The sequence below is a fragment of the Dryocola sharpae genome (assembly GCF_051307055.1).
GTDB lineage: Bacteria > Pseudomonadota > Gammaproteobacteria > Enterobacterales > Enterobacteriaceae > Dryocola.
In genome coordinates, this window is the sequence record NZ_CP149994.1 from 2,035,875 (window position 1) to 2,055,584 (window position 19,710).

At 55.1% G+C, this 19,710-nt stretch carries 19 protein-coding genes; 14 read left to right on the plus strand and 5 right to left on the minus strand.

Features of this window, described 5'->3' with window-relative positions:
* Positions 1 to 12 precede the first annotated feature (12 nt).
* Positions 13 to 1,437 carry an aminobutyraldehyde dehydrogenase gene (patD, locus tag WLO31_RS09835; RefSeq protein WP_435930262.1) on the plus strand — a complete coding sequence of 475 codons (1,425 nt, stop codon included), beginning with the start codon at positions 13 to 15 and terminating at the stop codon, positions 1,435 to 1,437.
* Positions 1,438 to 1,516: 79 nt separating this feature from the next.
* Here the strand turns inward: patD and WLO31_RS09840 are convergent, their stop codons facing one another.
* Entirely contained in the window at positions 1,517 to 2,422 is a 906-nt protein-coding gene (locus WLO31_RS09840; RefSeq protein WP_435930263.1) for a LysR substrate-binding domain-containing protein, read from the minus strand.
* 104 nt (positions 2,423 to 2,526) lie between these two features.
* On the opposite strand from WLO31_RS09840, the gene WLO31_RS09845 reads away from it, so the two are divergent.
* The 3 genes from WLO31_RS09845 to WLO31_RS09855 all read left to right on the plus strand — a co-directional run bounded on the left by WLO31_RS09845 (position 2,527) and on the right by WLO31_RS09855 (position 4,299).
* The gene (locus WLO31_RS09845; protein ID WP_435930264.1) at positions 2,527 to 3,537 is read left to right on the plus strand and encodes a zinc-binding alcohol dehydrogenase family protein; all 1,011 of its coding nucleotides are present in this window, start codon (positions 2,527 to 2,529) and stop codon (positions 3,535 to 3,537) included.
* Between the two features lie 10 nt (positions 3,538 to 3,547).
* A complete protein-coding gene (locus WLO31_RS09850; protein ID WP_435930265.1) occupies positions 3,548 to 3,979 on the plus strand; it encodes a GlcG/HbpS family heme-binding protein in 432 nt (143 codons plus the stop codon).
* Positions 3,980 to 4,125: 146 nt separating this feature from the next.
* Complete coding sequence (locus WLO31_RS09855; protein ID WP_435930266.1) at positions 4,126 to 4,299, plus strand: GhoT/OrtT family toxin; 174 nt, start codon at positions 4,126 to 4,128, stop codon at positions 4,297 to 4,299.
* Positions 4,300 to 4,438: 139 nt separating this feature from the next.
* Here WLO31_RS09855 and WLO31_RS09860 read toward each other — a convergent pair whose 3' ends face one another.
* Together WLO31_RS09860 and WLO31_RS09865 are read right to left on the minus strand one after the other, a co-directional pair.
* The gene (locus WLO31_RS09860) at positions 4,439 to 4,663 is read right to left on the minus strand and encodes a hypothetical protein (protein ID WP_435930267.1); all 225 of its coding nucleotides are present in this window, start codon (positions 4,661 to 4,663) and stop codon (positions 4,439 to 4,441) included.
* A gap of 141 nt (positions 4,664 to 4,804) precedes the next feature.
* Positions 4,805 to 5,311: an RrF2 family transcriptional regulator gene (locus tag WLO31_RS09865; protein ID WP_435930268.1), complete on the minus strand. Its 507-nt coding sequence runs from the start codon at positions 5,309 to 5,311 to the stop codon at positions 4,805 to 4,807.
* Between the two features lie 178 nt (positions 5,312 to 5,489).
* Between WLO31_RS09865 and WLO31_RS09870 the strand changes: the two genes are divergently transcribed.
* Together WLO31_RS09870 and yqfB are read left to right on the plus strand one after the other, a co-directional pair.
* Positions 5,490 to 6,692 (plus strand): NAD(P)/FAD-dependent oxidoreductase, encoded by a 1,203-nt coding sequence (locus WLO31_RS09870; protein ID WP_435930269.1) that lies wholly within the window; start codon positions 5,490 to 5,492, stop codon positions 6,690 to 6,692.
* A gap of 46 nt (positions 6,693 to 6,738) precedes the next feature.
* Entirely contained in the window at positions 6,739 to 7,053 is a 315-nt protein-coding gene (gene yqfB / locus WLO31_RS09875) for a N(4)-acetylcytidine aminohydrolase (protein ID WP_435930270.1), read from the plus strand.
* Between the two features lie 84 nt (positions 7,054 to 7,137).
* Here the strand turns inward: yqfB and WLO31_RS09880 are convergent, their stop codons facing one another.
* Positions 7,138 to 7,353 (minus strand): YdcH family protein, encoded by a 216-nt coding sequence (locus tag WLO31_RS09880; protein WP_435930271.1) that lies wholly within the window; start codon positions 7,351 to 7,353, stop codon positions 7,138 to 7,140.
* A 268-nt stretch (positions 7,354 to 7,621) separates the two neighbouring features.
* On the opposite strand from WLO31_RS09880, the gene WLO31_RS09885 reads away from it, so the two are divergent.
* The 3 genes from WLO31_RS09885 to tsr all read left to right on the plus strand — a co-directional run bounded on the left by WLO31_RS09885 (position 7,622) and on the right by tsr (position 10,917).
* On the plus strand, positions 7,622 to 8,386 hold the full coding sequence (locus tag WLO31_RS09885) for a siderophore-interacting protein (protein WP_435930273.1): 765 nt from the start codon (positions 7,622 to 7,624) through the stop codon (positions 8,384 to 8,386).
* A 10-nt stretch (positions 8,387 to 8,396) separates the two neighbouring features.
* Positions 8,397 to 8,969 (plus strand): PadR family transcriptional regulator, encoded by a 573-nt coding sequence (locus WLO31_RS09890; RefSeq protein ID WP_435930275.1) that lies wholly within the window; start codon positions 8,397 to 8,399, stop codon positions 8,967 to 8,969.
* Positions 8,970 to 9,246: 277 nt separating this feature from the next.
* On the plus strand, positions 9,247 to 10,917 hold the full coding sequence (gene tsr, locus WLO31_RS09895; protein ID WP_435930276.1) for a methyl-accepting chemotaxis protein: 1,671 nt from the start codon (positions 9,247 to 9,249) through the stop codon (positions 10,915 to 10,917).
* A gap of 152 nt (positions 10,918 to 11,069) precedes the next feature.
* On the opposite strand, the gene tyrP is transcribed toward tsr, so the two are convergent.
* Complete coding sequence (gene tyrP / locus WLO31_RS09900) at positions 11,070 to 12,281, minus strand: tyrosine transporter TyrP (RefSeq protein WP_435930277.1); 1,212 nt, start codon at positions 12,279 to 12,281, stop codon at positions 11,070 to 11,072.
* A 560-nt stretch (positions 12,282 to 12,841) separates the two neighbouring features.
* On the opposite strand from tyrP, the gene pgaA reads away from it, so the two are divergent.
* The 5 genes from pgaA (at position 12,842) to WLO31_RS09925 (ending at position 19,706) form a co-directional block, all read left to right on the plus strand.
* A complete protein-coding gene (gene pgaA / locus WLO31_RS09905; protein WP_435930278.1) occupies positions 12,842 to 15,304 on the plus strand; it encodes a poly-beta-1,6 N-acetyl-D-glucosamine export porin PgaA in 2,463 nt (820 codons plus the stop codon).
* Positions 15,305 to 15,313: 9 nt separating this feature from the next.
* Positions 15,314 to 17,329 carry a poly-beta-1,6-N-acetyl-D-glucosamine N-deacetylase PgaB gene (gene pgaB, locus WLO31_RS09910; protein WP_435930279.1) on the plus strand — a complete coding sequence of 672 codons (2,016 nt, stop codon included), beginning with the start codon at positions 15,314 to 15,316 and terminating at the stop codon, positions 17,327 to 17,329.
* Positions 17,326 to 18,660 carry a poly-beta-1,6-N-acetyl-D-glucosamine synthase gene (pgaC, locus tag WLO31_RS09915; RefSeq protein WP_435930280.1) on the plus strand — a complete coding sequence of 445 codons (1,335 nt, stop codon included), beginning with the start codon at positions 17,326 to 17,328 and terminating at the stop codon, positions 18,658 to 18,660. Before pgaB ends, pgaC begins: the two co-directional genes overlap by 4 nt.
* Entirely contained in the window at positions 18,657 to 19,181 is a 525-nt protein-coding gene (pgaD, locus tag WLO31_RS09920) for a poly-beta-1,6-N-acetyl-D-glucosamine biosynthesis protein PgaD (RefSeq protein ID WP_435930281.1), read from the plus strand. The genes pgaC and pgaD overlap by 4 nt, the downstream gene beginning before the upstream one ends.
* 99 nt (positions 19,182 to 19,280) lie before the next feature.
* Complete coding sequence (locus tag WLO31_RS09925; RefSeq protein ID WP_435930282.1) at positions 19,281 to 19,706, plus strand: DUF2231 domain-containing protein; 426 nt, start codon at positions 19,281 to 19,283, stop codon at positions 19,704 to 19,706.
* Positions 19,707 to 19,710: the final 4 nt, after the last annotated feature.

Below are 19,710 nucleotides of genomic sequence, written 5' to 3' on the forward strand. Positions count from 1 at the left end.
AAGGGTAACGCTATGCAAAGCCAACTGTTGATCGACGGCCAGTCAGTGGAAGGGCTGGGTGAAAAGCTGCCGGTTTATAATCCGGCTACCGGTGAGGTGCTGCTGGAGATAGCAGAAGCCACCGTAGAGCAGGTTAACGATGCGGTGCTTGCGGCGGACGCGGCCTTCCGCAGCTGGGGGCAAACCACGCCAAAAGAGCGGGCCGGGCATCTTTTAAAGCTCGCCGATGTGATTGAACAAAACGCGGAGGAGTTTGCGAAACTGGAGTCGCTTAACTGCGGCAAACCCTGTCACTGCGTTCTGAATGATGAGATCCCGGCGGTTGTGGATATATTCCGCTTTTTTGCCGGGGCAAGCCGTTGCCTGAATGGTCTCGCCGCCGGGGAGTATCTGAGCGGGCACACCTCGATGATTCGCCGCGATCCGGTAGGCGTCGTGGCCTCTATCGCACCCTGGAACTATCCGTTGATGATGGCGGCCTGGAAGCTCGGTCCTGCGCTCGCAGCGGGAAACTGCGTGGTTATTAAACCTTCGGAAATCACGCCGCTGAGCGCGCTTAAGCTTGCCGAACTTGCAAAAGATATTTTCCCGGCGGGCGTGCTCAACGTGCTGTTCGGACGCGGGCAGACGGTGGGCGATGCGCTGACCGGGCATACTAAAGTGCGTATGGTCTCCCTTACCGGTTCTATGACCACGGGCGAGCACATCATCAGCCATACCGCACCGTCAATTAAGCGCACGCATATGGAGCTGGGAGGCAAAGCGCCGGTTATCGTGTTTGACGACGCGGATCTGGATGCCGTTGTGGAAGGCGTGCGCACTTTCGGCTATTACAACGCAGGACAGGATTGCACTGCGGCCTGCCGTATCTACGCGCAAACGGGTATTTACGACAAGCTGGTCGAAAAGCTTGGCGCGGCCGTCGCAAGCCTGAAATATGGTGCGCCGGAAGAGGAGTCCACCGAACTTGGCCCTTTGAGCTCGCAGGCGCACCTTGAGCGCGTGACCAGAGCGGTGGATGCCGCCAAAGCCTTACCGCACGTGAAAGTCGTAACGGGCGGGGCGAAGGTCGAAGGGCCGGGATATTACTTCCAGCCGACGCTGCTTGCCGGAGCAAAACAGGAAGATGATATCGTCCAGCAAGAGGTATTCGGCCCGGTTGTGAGCGTGACGGCCTTTAATAACGAAGAGCAGGTGCTGGAGTGGGCGAACGATTCTCCCTATGGGCTGGCATCCTCTGTCTGGACGCAGGATGTCGGGCGCGCGCATCGTCTGAGCGCCAGGCTGCAGTATGGCTGTACCTGGGTGAATACGCACTTTATGCTGGTCAGCGAAATGCCGCACGGCGGGCAGAAGCTCTCAGGTTACGGCAAGGATATGTCTTTGTTCGGGCTTGAGGATTACACCGTTATCCGGCACGTAATGATTAAGCACTAGCGCGTGTTGAGCGGCTGTAACAGGTATTTTTTACAGCCGCTTTAACCCATAACGCTAAGCTAAAATGCCCAGCGTGGTTTTATTCACGTCTTTTAAGCAGTTGCGCACAACGCTGCTGCAGCCAGATCCTCAGATGCTCAAGCGCGGGCGTGGCCTGTGAGCGATGCGCTGCGACCAGATGAAGGGGAGACGGCTCGCACCATGACTCCGGGAACAGTTCTACCAGCCTGCCGGCCAGAATGTCCGGTAGCAGGTCAAGCCGGGATTTATATACCAGTCCCTGTCCCGCACAGGCCCATCTTCTGACTACATCGGCATCATCGCTAAAGCGATTGCCAGTAATGTTTATGACGCATTCCTCGTCCGGCAAAGAAAAATGCCAGCGCTGGAAAATTTGTTCGCTCCAGACATAGTACAGGCAGTTATGGTGCACCAAATCATCGGGATGTTCTGGCCGACCGTGACGCGCAATGTATTCCGGTGAGGCGCATAACGCGCGGCGTAATCCGTTTGTAAGCGGCCAGGCAACCAGCGAGGAATCCCCGGGACGACCATAACGAATCGCGGCATCAACCGGATCGCTGATTAAATCCACTGCCCGATCGCTGATGCGAAGATTTAGCGATAGCCGGGGATGCTGCTGCTGAAATTCATCAAGCCAGGGCAGCAGTAAATTGCGGCCAAAATCAGAAGGGGCCGACAAACGCAAAGTGCCGGTTAAGGTATTTTTCCCTTCGTTTAAGGCCTGCTCGCCCAGCAGCATTTGGTCTACCACGCTACGCGCGTAAGGCAGATAGCGTATCCCTTCATCCGACAGCCGCAGATTTCGGGTATTGCGAATAAACAGCCGGCTTCCCAGGTGTTTTTCAAGACGCAAAATTGCGCCGCTGACAAAGGCGGGCGTGATATTAAGCTGACGCGCGACCCGGGAGAAACTCCCGGCCTCGGCCGTCTGCACAAAAAGCTGCAGATCATCAAGACGCATGATTTTCGCTGTTTTGACGAAAGAGTTAGTTAATTTAACATCTTTTTCGCTCGCTCTGAACCGGGCACTCTTTCGATTCGGTTTCTCACTGACGAGTAAAAAAGATGAAAGCAATCGGTTTTTATAATGCACTGCCCCTGCAAGATGCTAACTCACTGGTGGACATTGATTTACCGGAGCCTGAACCCGGCCCTTACGACCTGCTGGTTGATGTTCGTGCGATCTCGATTAATCCGGTAGATGTGAAGGTTCGCGCCAATTCACAGCCAGAGCCCGGTCATTTTCGTGTTCCCGGCTGGGATGCTGCCGGCGTGGTCATGGCTACAGGGGCGAAAGTCAGCCATTTCAAAACCGGCGATCGCGTGTGGTATGCGGGCGACATGCGTCGCCACGGCAGCTATTGCCAGCAGCAGCTGGTTGATGAACGCATCGTTGGCAGGATGCCCGCCAACCTTGATTTTGCACAAGCAGCGTCGCTGCCCCTGACCGGCATTACCGCGTGGGAGTTATTGTTCGATCGCCTAAAAGTCCAGCACGTGAATCCCGCTCGTTCAGGCACTTTGCTTATTTTGGGGGCGGCAGGCGGCGTGGGATCGATTCTCACACAGCTGGCGCGAGAATTAACCGGGCTGACGGTTATCGGCACGGCATCGCGCTCTGCCTCAAAAGAATGGGTTATGAATCATGGCGCTCACTACGTAATTAACCACGCTGAACCTCTGCGTCCCCAGCTTGAGACGCTGGGTTTTAGCGGCGTTACGCATGTGGTTGGCTTGAACAACAGCGAGTCGTATCTGCAACAAATTGTCGACGTGCTTGAGCCGGAAGGACACTTTGCCCTGATTGATGACCCGCGCTCGCTGGACATCGCGCCCTTCAAGCTGAAATCGCTTTCGGTACACTGGGAGCTGATGTTCACCCGTTCAATTTTTCAGACCGATTCCCAACGTAAGCAGGGTGAATTGCTAAACAGAATAGCCATGCTGGTGGAACAAGTCCGCATCCGTACAACGGTAACTAAGCAACTTTCTGGTATCAATATCACCACCCTCAAAGAGGCGCATACCCTTGTGGAGCGTGGCGATATGCTGGGTAAAGTCGTATTAACAAAATAAGGCAATGCAGATGAGTCAGATTGATTTGATTACCCAAAAATACGTCAGCCAGAAGACCGCCGCGCAGCTTATTTCAGCCGCACGCGAAAGCGCGCACGGGCAGGGCATTGCCGTAACTATTGCAATTACCGATGCCGGCGGGCACCAGCTGGCGCTCTTTCGCGACGATAACGCGCACTTCCTGACGGTTGAGGTGGCAATCAATAAAGCATGGACGGCTTCTGCCTATGGCCTGCCCACGCATGTCTGGAACGACGTGGTAAACCAGCCTGAAACCGCGCAGCTCAACAATGTATCAAGGCTGATGCCCGTTGGCGGGGGCTACCCGTTAAAAATTAAAGGACGGCTGGTCGGCGGCATCGGCATTTCCGGCGGTCTGGCACAACAGGACATGGATGCCTGCATTGCGGCGCTCGATCGGTTGGGTTTTGAGACGGCTTGATAAAAAGCCTGTGTATAACGCTTTTTACATGCTTAGAGGGCGGGTAGCGTAAAGTTTGCCTGCCTTAGCCTTCCTTGAAAACTTGATCTGCGTCATAAAAAAAGAGCATAATTTATTAAATTCCTTATCTGCCTGTAAAAATTTGTATGACGCTTTATCAGCATATGTTGGTTTTTTACGCCTTAATGTCGTTAATCTCTGCCGTTATTACCTGGTTTCTCGCCCGCGATAGCAAACGAATCAAACTGTTAAGTTCCGTGCTGGTGGGCGCGACCTGGCCCATGAGCTTTCCTGTTGCGCTGATGTTCTCCCTGTTCTGAAGCCCTCGGGCCGCAAAAATGTGAGTCAGGTTCTGTTTCCTGCGGGATGACAGGAGTATGTTGGGCGCAGTATCAGCGATGAAACGGAGGTGACTATCAGATTGACTCAGTTCTACACGAGTAACTTCAGTTAAAACGCTCAAGGCCATCTCCATCGGATGGCCTTTTTTATTGCCTGAATAAAATTACTTACGTGCTTTTCGATAGTCGCCGCGGTGGTCCGCAACTCTTTGGCTAACAAAGCGATAAAGGCGTCCCGATCAATATGGGCTTCTTTATGCGCAAAGCTGTCGCTGGTTGCCACATACAGGCCATCTTCAAAGCCGACTTCGATTATTTTGCCATCAATCAAGATACGTTCCATACATCCATTCCTCAGCTTTTTCTGTTTTGCAGAAAGAGAATTTTGCTGCAGAAACAGACTACGCCGGGCCTGAAATCAATATGTGCGCCGCTGTACAAAGTGGCAAAAATTTTATCGTAACGCCTTTTGTTGGGGCAACGCTTACTGGCCGCGTCTGTCCCGGATCCACTCCTGCACTTCCACCACGAACTCATCGGGAGCTTTACGAAACACGCGGCGGGATAAATCCAGGACGGTATGCTGCGCCAGCGCTTCTTCCATACGTTGCTGGGCGGTATTCATTACGGCGCGTATGCCGCAGATCCCTTCGCAGGCCCATTCGGGCGGAGATTCCTCGAATACGGCGAGGCGCTGGCGGATCTCTTTGCAGTCAAAGATATGCTTTGGGCCATCAATGGCGGCGACGATATCCAGCACGGTTATCTGTTCCGGCAGGCGCGCAAGGATAAATCCTCCGCCTTTACCTTCAGTGCTGGCGACAAGACCGGCCCTGGAGAGCCTGGTAAAGATCTTGGCAAGATAATCGTAAGGCACGCCCTGAAGCACGGCGAGCTCGCGCACGTTCATTTCCATGCCGTTGCCTTTGTTATCCACCATACATACCAGGCTGTGAATGCCGTATTCCACGCCCGCACTGTAAAACGCCATAGGACCCCCGAAATAATTATTCCGGGTAATGTAGGGATATCCCCATCGGCTTGCAATGAAAACGGCATTACGAAGCAGGCAAATAGTTAACTACGAAAAAACTTGTCGGAGTTAACTACGACTAGTATAGTCGTAGTTAACGGCCGGGTAGCGGCTTTACAACACAAAGGCGGATCGCATGAAACAAAAAATTCTAATCCTTGGCGCAGGTTTTGCGGGTATGTGGGCAGCGCTGAGCGCGGCTCGTCTGGCCGATCTGCATAAACGCAGCGATATTGCCATCACCGTTTTAGCCCCACAGCCGGAGCTGCGCGTGCGTCCACGCTTTTATGAAAAAAAGGTCGAAACGCTGGTTTCTCCGCTAATGCCATTGTTTAACGCTACCGGCGTGAGGTTCCTACAGGGAGAAGCGCAGCGTATTGATGCCGCAGGAAAATGCGTCTGGTACCGCAATGCGCAAAACGAGAGCACAATCGAAACCTATGATCGCCTGGTTATCGCCACCGGCAGTTATCTGCGCCGGGACCAGGTGCCGGGAGTCGCTGAACACGCTTTCGACCTCGACCAGCTCGAAACAGCGCTGCGCCTTGAACAGCACATTAATCAGCTTGGCCAGCAGCCGGACTCGGCGGCGCGTAATACCGTGGTGGTGTGCGGCGGCGGCTTTACCGGTATTGAAGTGGCGACTGAACTGCCGCACCGTCTGCGCGCCATTCTGGGGGAAGGCTGCACGCCACGCGTTATCGTCGTGGAGCGCGGCAGCATGATTGGCGGACGCTACAGCGAAGCGTTGCGCGATGTGATTTGTGAAGCGAGCGATGAGCTGGGCGTTGAATGGCGTCTGGGCGCTGAGGCGGCCGAAGTGGACGAGCGGGGCATAACCCTGGCCGATGGCGAACGTATTCCATCGAGCACCGTAATCTGGACAGCCGGCGTGCGGGCAAGCGAGCTGACTTCACAAATTGCGGCGCAGCGCGACGGCCAGGGGCGCCTGCATGTCAACGAATGGCTGCAGGTGCCGGGTTATGACGACGTTTTCGCCACGGGCGATGTGGCCCGCGCGGCAACGGATGACAAAGGCAACTTCGCGCTGATGTCCTGCCAGCATGCGATTATGCTGGGCCGCTTCGTCGGGCATAACGCCGCCGCTTCTTTGCTGGGCGCAGAACCCCTGGCCTATCGTCAGGTGAATTATGTGACCTGCCTCGATCTGGGCGGCTGGGGCGCGGTGTACACCGAAGGCTGGGAGCAGGAGGTAAAACTCACCCGCGCGGAAGCCAAAAAACTGAAGCTTTCCATCACCAGCGAGCTTATTTATCCGCCGCAGGCCGATCGCACGGTTGCTTTTGAAACGGCAAATCCATTGGCGGCGTTTGTCTGAGCAACGGTAAGATGCGCATGCCGAATAAATTTCACAGGACGCCGTCATGAACGACATTACTTTTTTCCAGCGCTTTGAGGCTGACATTGTTGCAGGCCGCAAAACTATCACGCTGCGTGATGAAGCCGAATCCCATTTCCGCCCCGGCCAGCTTTTACGCGTCGGGCGATATGAAGATGATGTTTTTTTCTGCACTATCGCCGTGAAAAGCGTGGTTCCCGTAATGCTGAGCGAGCTGACAGAAGAGCATGCCCGTCAGGAAAACATGACGTTGCCGCAGCTAAAGGAGGTGATTGGCGAAATCTATCCGGGCCTTAACGAACTGTACGTTATCTCGTTTGAACGGGTAAGGGCGGAGTAAGACAGCCCCGGCTCTGCTCTGGTACTTCCACGGAGCGGGGCTTCAACGTAAAAAGGAAGGAGAACGCCCCTTCCTTAAAAAAGTTTACCGGCTGGCCTGCTTTAACATCTGATAAAGCTCATCTTTCAGCCTTAGCTTCTCTTTTTTCATCTGCATAACCTTTTCATTGTAGCCCGTGCCTTGCGGGCCTTCCCTGCGCAAAATTTCATGGTTGAGCTGATTATGTTTATCGCAAAGGCTGAGAAAGCGGGGATTGGCGGATTTTAGCTCGGCTATCAGTTCACGGTATTCAGGAAACATTTTAAACCTCCCTGGACGGTGAGTCGGTGGATGGCGTGTTGCCAGGCGTGCTTCAGTAATGCCATAACCAGTCTAGTTACGTGCCGGGGCGAAAGGGAAGTTTTGAATCGTATGGGTTTGTCAATTTGCGATCCCGGTAGCGGGCCGCTGCAAAGGTTATCTTTTCCCCCGTCTCGCTTCATTAATACCGCAATTTGATAAAGACAAGCCGTTTTACGTGTGCTAAAACATGTCTATGATATATTTTAAACCCTATAAAGAGCAGAACATGACCCCTCAGAAAAGCAAATCTAAATTACCAAAACGCGTCAAAAACGAGCTTAAATTCCGCGAGTTAACGGTTAAAAGCAAAGAAATAGTCGCTGAGTGTTTCTACCGTATTGTCTTTACTGGCGAAATGCTCGCCGGCTTCGCCTCGCAAGGCTTTGACGATCACGTCAAGGTTTTCTTCCCGGACAGCGACGGCAAACTTGTACTGCCGGAAATTACCAGCGAAGGGATCCAGTGGGGTGAGGGACCGCGTCCGGTATCGCGCGACTACACGCCGCTGGCGTTTGATGCCGCGCGCAATGAGCTGACTATCGATTTTTACATTCACGACGGCGGCGTGGCGAGCAGCTGGGCAACGGCGGCAAAAGAGGGCGACAAGCTCATGATTGGTGGACCCCGCGGATCGCTGGTTATTCCAGCCGACTATAGCTGGCAGCTCTATGTCTGCGACGAAAGCGGTTTACCGGCGGTGCGTCGTCGTCTGTTGTCGCTGCCTGCAAATATCATCCCGCGAGTGCTGGTGAACAGCCACCACAGCGGAACCCGACCTTACCTGAGCGAGTTTACCGGCGCCGAGATTGAATGGCTTGATGGCGAAGCGATCGCCGGGAGGCTGAAACATATCGCCGTTCCCGCTGAGGACTATTTCATATGGATAACCGGCGAAGGCGAAGAGGTGAAACGCCTTAGCGATAACCTGCTGGCCTCCCACGCCCTGGACGCGGATTACGTGCGTGCCGTGGCCTACTGGCACAATAAATAGGGGACGAGTGATGCGTATTCATCATTTATTGCATACACGCCATGAAAAACATGACAGGCAAAGTGTTCATGGCGGGCACGGACATCACGGCGGCTATTCGGAAGGCCGGGGCCGTTCACGCCGTGAAAGGCTGTTCGACGCGAAAGATATCCGCCTGCTGATCCTGAACTTTCTTTCCGCCAGCCCCGCTCACGGCTATGAGCTGATTAAATCCATTGAAGCGCTGGCCGGGGGTGAATATGTGCCAAGCCCCGGCATTATTTACCCTAACCTGACGCTTCTTGAAGAGACGGGCGCTATCCGGGCCGCGGAATCCGCGGGCGGTAAAAAAATCTGGCAGCTGACGCAGGAAGGTAAAACCTCGCTCGAACAGCAGCGAGAAGAGGTCACCGCTGTCATAAGCCGCCTGGCGTCGCTTGGCGTGCTGGGCGATAACCGCCGTATCCCCGAGGTGCAGCGCGCGATCCATAATTTTAAGATCGCGCTCAATACAAAACTGGCTAAGGGCGATATCCCGCAAGAGACGCTGTATAAAATTATCGATACCCTCGATCGGGCGGCAAAAGATATCGAACGTAGCTGACCCTGAATACATCGTCCTGCTGTCCTGCAGGCAGGGCGATTAAGTCTGTTTGTATGCCACCAGCACGACGCCTCTTCGCCCATCAGATCTTCTGAAGAATCACAGCCGCTGGCAGGCGGGAAAATCGTGCAAAAGAAGCTTTGTAGCCCTGCTATACGGGCCTGACATCGCTGCGCCTGCCTCGCAGCGACATTTTAGTCCGTCCAATAATAAGCATAAAGTTTTCCCTTACTACGCCGATACACCTATGTATCTGTCGTAATAAGAATGGAAACCCATGTTAAATCGTATAAAAGTGGTAACCAGCCTGCTATTTGTGCTGGGGTTGTTCGGTATTTTACAATTAACGTCTGGCGGCTTGTTCTTTAACGCCCTGAAAAATGACAAGGAAAATTTCACCGTTCTGCAAACCATCCGCCAGCAGCAGTCCACGCTGAACGGCAGTTGGGTAGCGCTGCTGCAAACCCGTAATACCCTTAACCGTGCCGGGATCCGCTATATGATGGATACCACCAACACCGGCAGCGGCTCGACGGTAAACGAGCTCATGCAAAGCGCAAGCGTTTCTCTTAAGCGCGCCGAAGAGCAATGGGCCGCTTACGAAGCCCTTCCTCGCGACCCGCGTCAAAGCGACGAGGCGACAAAGGAGATCAAGCGCAACTACGATATCTATCACGGCGCCCTTGCCGAGCTTATTCAGCTGCTGGGGGCAGGCAAAATCAACGAATTCTTCGACCAGCCGACGCAAAAATATCAGGATGGTTTCGAACAGCAGTACGTCAGTTATCTGAACCAGAACGACCAGCTCTATCAGCTGGCCGTTGATGATAATAACAGCTCCTATAACCTGGCTATCTGGATCCTGATGGCGATCCTGCTTACCGTGCTGGTGGCGATCGTTATCGTCTGGCTGGGCATAAAAACTACGCTGATCGCTCCGTTAAACAGCCTGATTGCGAGTATCCGTCATATCGCAGGCGGCGATCTGGCGCGCAAAATTGAAGTGCAAGGCAGCAATGAAATGGGGCAGCTGGCGGACAGTCTGAGAAACATGCAGGCCGAACTGGTTACCACCGTGAGCGACGTGCGTAACGGCGCGGACGCTATTTACAGCGGAGCAAGCGAGATTTCCATCGGCAACAACGATCTCTCTTCCCGTACCGAGCAGCAGGCGGCTTCCCTGGAAGAGACCGCGGCCAGCATGGAAGAGCTTACGGCGACCGTTAAGCAGAACGCCGAAAACGCCCGTCAGGCAAGCCAGCTTGCGTTAAGCGCCTCTGAAACCGCGCAGAAGGGCGGCAAAGTGGTGGATAACGTGGTGCGCACCATGAACGATATCGCCGGCAGCTCCAAGAAAATTGCCGATATCACAAGCGTTATCGACGGCATCGCATTCCAGACCAATATTCTGGCGCTGAACGCCGCCGTTGAAGCCGCTCGCGCCGGTGAACAGGGCCGTGGTTTTGCCGTTGTGGCAGGCGAAGTGCGTAACCTGGCAAGCCGCAGCGCCCAGGCGGCAAAAGAGATTAAGAGCCTGATTGAAGACTCGGTCAATAAAGTTGATACCGGCTCCACGCTTGTGGAAAGCGCGGGTGAAACGATGGAAGAGATCGTCAATGCCGTTACGCGGGTGACCGACATCATGGGCGAAATCGCTTCTGCGTCCGATGAGCAGAGCCGTGGCATCGATCAGGTGGGCCTGGCCGTCACCGAAATGGACCGCGTAACCCAGCAGAACGCCGCTCTGGTTGAAGAGTCCGCCGCCGCCGCCGCCGCGCTTGAGGAGCAGGCCAGCCGCCTGACGCAGGCTGTATCAGTGTTCCGCATAACGCAGAATGCCGTTAAGGAAAAAGGCGAGCTGAAAACTCCAAAGCTTAGCGCCCCCGCGACCGCGCCGCGTAAGCCTGTGCAAACCAGCACCACGGATGAGAACTGGGAAACTTTCTGATTTCCACTCCCTGAAATAAGGGCTGCATTTGCAGCCCTTATTTTTTAACCATTAAGCGCTTCCTTTGCAGCGCTTAATTTTATCCAGCACCGCTTCCCGCGCGCTTTCATTAAAGCTGCATTGACAGATGTATCCCGCTGTACATCGCTGCCTTAACCCACTTCCGGCAACACACCCGCCGCCATCAGCGCCTGGATAACGATTACGGCGATGCCGCAGGCGAACACCAGCGCCAGCAGCGGCTTACCGCCGGCAACCCGGTAACCGGGCGCAGGGTGATGCTGACGACTTTTCCAGACCAAAAGCGAAGGAACGATTAGCGCAAGGATCGCAAGCGCCACGCCTGCGTAGCCCAGCGCCATCACAAAACCTTGCGGGTAGAACAGCGCGAAGAGCAGCGGCGGAGCGAAGGTCATCAGGCCCGTCTGGATACGCCCGGAAGCTTTGCGGTTGCGCTGGAACAGATCGCCCAGATAATCGAACAGCCCCAGTGAAACCCCGAGGAAGGAGGTCGCCAGCGCCAGATCGGCAAACAGGTGCACAGCCAGCTCCACGTGCGGCGTTGCCACGACCTGACGTACGGCCTGCAGCAATCCGTTCAGGCCAGAACCCTCGGCAAGCAAAGAGTGGAAAACCCCGGAATCAATAGCCCCAAGCGTCGCCAGCTGCCAGAGGATATAGGCGACCAGCGGGATTGCGCTGCCGGTGATAAATACCCAGCGCAGCTTGCGCAGATCGCCGTTCAGGTAGCTGACAATGCTCGGCACGCTGCCGTGAAAACCAAAAGAGGTGAAAATAACCGGGATAGCAGAAAGGGCGAGACCTTTTTCAACCGGCAGGGTTAATAAATTAGTGTGGTGAATATGGGGCATCATCAACGCCAGCATTACCACCAGCAGGATAATCTTGGCGCTGAAGAGCACGCGGTTAAATATATCCACCAGATGCGTACCCACGCACACCACGCTTCCGGCAACCAGCGTAAACAGCAACACGCCCGTAGAGGCAGAGACGCTGGCGGAGATCCACTGGCTGAGGCTCGCCGCGAGCAATTCCCCGGCCCCGCTGATATAAGCGGCGGTAAGAGCGTACATCAAAAAGAGCATGCTAAAACCGGTGAGCCACTGGCCGGGGCGGCCAAGGTAGCGGCGGGCAAGCGTGCCAAGCCCGGTATCCGCGGAGACGTGCTGATAAACCTCAACCAGCAGGAGCGCCGTGTAGCACATCAATCCCCAAAGCCCCAGCAGCAACAGCAAGGTCACGCCAAACCCTACGCCTGCGGAAGCCAGCGGCATAGCCAGCATTCCCGCGCCAATCGTGGTGCCGGCAACGATAAAAATACTGCCAGGAGTGCGATTCTTCACGCTTTCCTCTGAATTTATAATTTTAATAACGACATTGTGCCGCGCAGGGTAGGGGAAAACGGAGCGATCGTCAAATCCGGATTACAGGACCTGTAAACTTAAATTCACATTCGCCAGCGGGAGCGCGACCGGCTTCCTGAAGCCAGAGAGGGCATCTGCTTAGCTTAAAAAGAGCGTTAAAAAGTGTGAATCTGTGAGCAGACTTGCAAAGTTAAATAATAAAAACCATCACGAGATCTTTTATCACGCTTCAACTGCTGGCCAGCATTCAATCCCGGAAGTATTAGATAAAATAAGGTGAAAATACTTTTTAGGTTCTACTATATTATTATTTGGTGGCGATATGTTTAACCCGGTGTTAACGTTTTGACATTATTTCTGAGGTTCATTTTCTAAAATTCAACCAGGCGCTCAGTCAATAATGCGAAAGTATTAATTTTATCTTAAATAAAACTGCAGAGCCGCGTTACGCGCGCTCTGGCTGCGTGTTCCGCCATATGGCGGCAACAAATTAATGATAATGCTTATTTCTACTCTGGCATAAGGATATAAGGGCAGCTATGTTCAGCATTCGTCGACATGCCAATTCAATAAAGTATTTAAAATCTGGGACCTGTTTATTTACCGTCTGCGTGCTTCTTCCCGCACAGGCGTATGCTGTCGCGCCTGATTATGATGATTTAATAATGGAGGCGCGCGCGGGGAACAGAGCGCCTTTATTAGAATATCTGCAGGCGCAGGAAAAACAGACCGCGCTTACGGCTAAGCAGGTGGCCGACTGGCTGCAGATTTCAGGCTGGGCGGATAATAATGAGGAAACCCTCAGGGTCTGGGATCGCTATCACGCGCAAATAGCCATTCCGCCGCGCGGACAGGTTGCCGTCGCCCGCGCGCTGCGCAATGAAAAAAAATGGAATGAATCGCTGGCCGTGTGGGAAAACGTTTTACGCGAAGAGCCGGATAACGCTGATGCACGCACCGGCTGGATAATGACGCTCGCGGATGCGCGGCGCAACGAACAAGCGCTCACTGAGGCCACCAGCTGGGCACAGAGGGAGCCGGGTCCGGACCGCGATGCGCTGGTGGCCTACGTTTATCACGCGCAGGGTAAAAACTGGGACGCAGTGCTCGCGGCCAGCCGCGCCGAAACCGAAGATCCGAAGAATAAAGATTCGCAGGCCACGCTTGTCGCTGCGCTATCGGCAAACCAGGTATCAGGCCCGGCGCTGGATCTGGCGGAAAACCTTGCCGATACCGATCCGCTGAAGCGGCGGCTGGAGCTTGATGCCGCTGCGCAAATCGTTCGTGCCGCTTTCACGCCAACGCGCAACGAAGATGAACGTTTTATCGTGGCCGATAAAGCCCTTGCCCGTTATGACCAGCTGCTCGCCGCCTGGAAAAATAATCCGGACGCGCAGGCGGACGTGCGGCGCGCAAGAACAGACCGCATTGGCGCGCTGGTGATGCGCAAACGAAATGCCGAAGCTATTGCGGAGTACGAGGCGCTTGAGGCAGGCGGAAGCACGGTTCCGTCCTATGCCAAACGTTGGGTGGCCACGGCCTGGCTTAACGAGAAGCAGCCCGAGAAAGCCGAAGCGATGCTGATGAGCATCTATTATCCGAACGGCCCAATCGCCACCATGCCGCTTTCCTCTGAAGATCAGCAGGATCTGTTTTTCGCCCATCTTGATAGCGAAAACTTTGACGCGGCGAAACGCCAGGTCGATGGCATCATCAAGGACAGCCCGTATCTGCGGCGAGTCTATGGTTCCCCAACGCCGCAACCGAACGACACCTGGCTGCTGGGCCAGACGTTGTTAACCCAGTATCAGGTCGCCACCAACGATCTGCCTGCGGCGGAAAAACACTCTGCACGTCTCGCGCACACCGGCGCGGGAAACCAGGGGCTGCGTATTTCCTACGCCTCGGTGCTTGAAGCCCGGGGCTTACCGCGCAAGGCGGAAAAGGAGCTGAAACGTGCCGAAGTCATTGAACCCAGTAACCTGGAGCTGGAACGCCAGCAGGCCTACGTCGCCCTCGATCTGCAGGAATGGAAGCAGGCCGACGAGCTGACCGACGATGTGATTGCGCGCAGCCCGGATGACGCTTCAACGCTACGGCTGGCGCGCATTCGTAACATTCACAAAATGTCTGAGCTGCGCCTCAGCGGTTCGCAGGGCATCTCATCCGACAACCCCGTCAGCGGCAAGCATGATTTCACCCTCAACTCGGCGATTTACAGCCCGCCGATTAACGATAACTGGCGGCTGTTTGCCGGCTTTAACTTTGCCACCGGCGAATTTGAGGAAGGAAAGGGCATCAGCCGCGATCTGGCCGCCGGCGCCGAATGGACCTCGCGTAACTACTGGGCAGAAATGGAGATCTCCGGCCGCAACTATGGCGACGGGCAAAAAATCGGCGGACGCCTGTCTGCCTGGCATGACTTCAATGACAACTGGCGCATCGGCGGTTCTGCCGAACGTCTTTCCAGAAGTACGCCTCTGCGCGCGCTTCGCAACGGCATCAGCGCTAACGGCGGCGAGGGTTATATTCGCTGGTATCAAAACGAGCGACGCGAGTATCAACTGTCTTTCGCCGCCTCTCATTTCTCCGACGGTAACGACCGCATCGAATACGGCCTTAGCGGCAAAGAACGTTTATGGACAACGCCGCGCTTTACGCTGGATTTCACCCCCGGCATTTTCGGCAGCACGAACAGCGAGGAAAACGTGCCGTATTACAACCCGAAACGTGACCTCGCCGTCGTACCCGGCCTTAGCGCCGAACACGTGCTTTACCGCCATTACGATACGGTCTGGAGCCAGCAGGTTACCGGCGCGGTGGGCAGCTACTGGCAGAAAAACCAGGGCAGCGGCGCGATTACCCAGCTGGGTTACGGGCAGAGAATTCAGTGGAATAACGTCGTGGATGGCGGGGTGATGTTGACATGGGACAAACGCCCGTACGACGGTAAACGTGAGCGGAATATCTCGCTTGCTTTCGATTTGAATGTCAGGTTTTAAGGACAGCACATGTTTAAACGATGGCTGCGGGCCGCAATTTTAATCGCCGGATGGATACTGATCACCGCCTGTGGTAACTCACAGGTTCCACGCTATGTTGCGCCAGCAGAAAGAGCGCCGCTGACGGCGGATCATGCCTGGCCAAAAAACAGCTTTTTGGTTCTCGGCTATCACGACGTTGAAGATGGCGCCGCCGATCAGCGTTATCTCTCGGTACGAACCAGCGCGCTAAGCGATCAGATTGCCTGGCTGCGTGACAATGGCTATCACCCGGTCAGCGTGCAGCAAATTCTGGATGCGCATGACGGCAAAATTGCCCTGCCGGAAAAAGCGGTACTCCTGACCTTTGATGACGGTTACAGCAGCTTTTACACGCGCGTCTGGCCATTGCTGAAATCCTATAACTGGCCAGCCCTGTGGGCGCCGGTAGGCAGCTGGGTCGATGCGCCACCCGGAAAACAGGTGAACTTCGGCGGCCTGATGACGCCGCGCGACAAGTTTGCCACCTGGCAGATGGTGCGCGAAATGGGACAGTCGCCGCTGGTGGAAATTGGCGCGCATACCTGGGCCTCGCACTACGGCAGCACCGCCAACCCGCAGGGCAGCCAGGAGCCGGCCGTAGCCAATCGTCTGTACGATAAAGCCACCGGCACATATGAAACGGATGAGCATTTCTATCAGCGCATCAATATCGATCTGAATCTGATAACGCAGAAAATAACGTCGGTGACCGGAAAACCGCCGCGCGCCTGGGTCTGGCCATACGGAGCGGCCAGCGGCATTACGCTGCAGCTTGCTAAAGAGCACGGCTATCGCATGGCCTTTACCCTTAACGATGGGCTGGCCAACGCCGCCGATCTGGATAATATCCCGCGCGTTCTAATCTCCGGTAACCCGTCACTGCAACGATTTGCAGGCATTGTGGCAGAGGTGCGTGAACCCCAGACGATGCGCGTGATGCATATTGACCTGGATTATGTTTACGATAGCGACCCGGTCCAGCAGCGTCGTAATATCGACAAGCTTATTCAGCGCGTTTACGACATGCGTATCACGCACGTCTTCCTGCAGGCCTACGCCGATCCGAAAGGCGACGGCAACATCCGCGAACTCTATTTCCCTAACCGTTGGCTGCCGATGCGCGCCGATCTCTTTAACTTTGTCTCCTGGCAACTGCAGAACCGCGCAAACGTGGACGTTTTCGCCTGGATGCCGGTGCTGGCCTTCGACCTGGATGACGCCATTCCAAGGGTCATGAAATGGAACCCTGATACGGGCCGCAGCGCCGTAGACCCACAGCAATATGTACGTCTTTCACCCTGGAGCAGTGAAGCTCGTCAACGTATTACCGAGATCTACCAGGACCTGGCAAAACAGGCCAGCTTTAAAGGGATTTTATTCCATGACGATGCCTTCCTGACGGACTTTGAAGATGCCTCGCCAGATGCTTTAGCGGCCTACCGCGCCGCAGGTTTCCCGGGCGATATCGCCCGCATCCGCAGCGATCCGCAAACCTTTGAGCGCTGGACGCGCTTTAAGAGCAGGGCGCTTGTTGATTTCACCCGGCAGCTCACCCAGGCCGTGCGGGCTATTCGCGGCCCGCAGGTGGAAACCGCGCGCAACATTTATGCCTTGCCGATACTGGAGCCCAAAAGCGAGGCCTGGTTTGCACAAAACCTCAGTGATTTCCTTGGCGCCTACGACTGGACGGCACCGATGGCCATGCCGCTTATGGAGAACGTTCCGGCCGATGAGGCCAATGCCTGGCTGGATAAACTGGTGAGGAAGGTTGCACAGCATCCCGATGCGCTCGATAAAACCGTGTTTGAGCTTCAGGCGCGGGACTGGCGTAAAACCGGGCCACAGGATGAGATCGACGGCAAGCAGTTGGCTGAGTGGATGCGCCAGTTGGAGCTAAGCGGCGCCGTCAACTACGGCTATTACCCCGACGATTTCATCAACAATAAACCTGAGATGTCAGAGATCCGCTCTACATTCTCATCATACTGGTATCCGCAAAAATGACCGATCGCATCGTAGCCTTCCTCATCCTTTGCCTGATGTTCAGCCTTCCGTTAGGAATGGCCGCCATCTTTACCGGCGAAGTGATGCTGAATTTCGTCTTCTTCTGGCCTCTGTTTATGTCAGCGCTCTGGATCAGCGGGGGGCTTTACTTCTGGTTTTACCGCGAGCGGCACTGGCAATGGAAAGAGGAAATGCCGCCGCCGACGCTTGAGGGCGATCCGCTGATTTCAATTCTGATCCCTTGTTATAACGAGGGGGTGAACGCAAGGGAGACCATTGAAGCCGCAAACGCACAGCGTTATCAGAACATCGAAATTATCGCCATCAACGACGGTTCTAAAGATAACACCGGCGAGGTGCTGGATCTGCTGGCTGGTGAATATCCACGGCTGCGGGTGATCCATCTGGCCGAAAACCAGGGCAAAGCCGTGGCGCTCAAAACCGGCGCGGCGGCGGCCCGCAGCGATTTCCTCGTTTGTATCGACGGCGACGCGCTGCTGGACCGCGACGCGGTTGCCTATATGGTGGCGCCGCTTCTGCAGTTTCCCCGCGTGGGCGCCGTGACCGGCAATCCACGTATCCGTACCCGCTCAACGCTGATTGGCCGAGTGCAGGTAGGCGAGTTTTCGTCCATTATCGGCCTCATCAAGCGCACCCAGCGTGTCTATGGGCAGGTTTTTGCCGTCTCCGGCGTGGTTGCCGCCTTCCGTCGCCGCGCGCTGGCCGAGGTGGGGTACTGGAGCCCGGATATGATCACCGAGGATATTGATATCAGCTGGAAGCTGCAGCTGCGCCACTGGTCGGTATTCTTCGAGCCGCGAGCGCTGTGCTGGATCCTGATGCCGGAAACGCTAAAGGGGTTATGGAAGCAGCGCCTGCGCTGGGCGCAGGGCGGCGCGGAGGTCTTTATCGTCAATATGCGCCGCCTCTGGTCCTGGGAGTACCGCCGCATGTGGCCGCTGTTTATCGAGTTTTGCCTCTCCACCGCCTGGGCCTTCGCTTATGCGGTCAGTATCCTGCTGTTTATCGCCGGCCTGCTGGTGCCGATGCCTGACAACCTCTACGTACAACATCTGTTCCCACCGGCGTTTACCGGACTGATGCTCGGCGTGGTATGCATCCTGCAGTTCCTGGTCAGCCTGCTCATCGAACGGCGCTATGAAAAGGGAATTTCCGCCTCGCTGTTCTGGATAATCTGGTTCCCGGTGGTCTACTGGATGTTAAGCCTGTTCACAACCCTTGTCTCTTTCCCGAAAGTCATGCTGAAGCATAAACGCGGCAGGGCTCGTTGGGTCAGCCCCGATCGCGGCATTGGGAGGATCGAATCATGAACCAGCCTCTGATCTTTACCGAGCTTCGTCTCTTCCCAAGACTGATAGATATGTTTCTGACGCTGGTGGCATGGGTTGGGTTTTCATACCTTATCTATAACGGCCTGATCACCGCGCTTGCGCACTCTCCGTTTATGGGGTTAAGGCCTTTCCTCACCACGCTCAATACGGTGACCTTTTATATGCTGATTGCGCTGGTAAACGGCCTGTTGCTGATTGGCTGGGCGAAATACAACCAGCACAGATTTCGCGTTGAGCGACGTAACCGCAGGCCGGGGCTGCAAAAAACGGAGCTGGCAACCAGTCTGCATCTTACCGAGCAGGCGGCTTACGGCCTTAATCACGGCAGGGTGCTGACGGTATTCCATAATGAAAACGGTGAAATCGACCATGTCGACGTCGTCAGGGGCGTGCTGGATAACCTGCTTCCGCCACCGGCCGCTGCTGAAATGCTGCATGCGGAACTGGGGGCAGAAACGATAGCTGTTATCCCGGGCGCAGCGGACAGAAATGATAATTAACCCGCCGTTATCCTTGAAATTTACTAATCTTTACAGGTACGCCAATCGCTGATTACGCATCTTTGACGCAGCTTATCTGGAAGAGCAAAGGAGACGGAAATGCAAACGCACCTTGCAACAGGGCGCCCGGCACCGGTCGTGGCGCTTTATGAACTGTTAAATCCTGTTCCTCTCGGCTTTTTCGTTGCCGCCTGGATTTTCGACATTCTGTATATGAAAACTTTTAGTCAGATGTGGAACGATGCGGCCAACTGGCTAATTGTGATCGGCCTGCTGATCGCCATTATCCCCAGAATTATCAACGCCGTGTTTGTCTGGACGGGACCGACATATCCGCAGGGCTCGCCCGTAAAAATCCATTTCTGGCTGAGCCTGCTCGCCATCGTGCTTGCCGTCTTCAATGCCTTTATTCATAGCCGCGACGCGTATGCCGTGGTGCCGATGGGCGTCATTCTCTCCACGCTGGTAGTGATTCTGCTGCTGTTGAGCAACGTTCAACTTGCGCTACGCGAACGTCGCGCATAAGGAG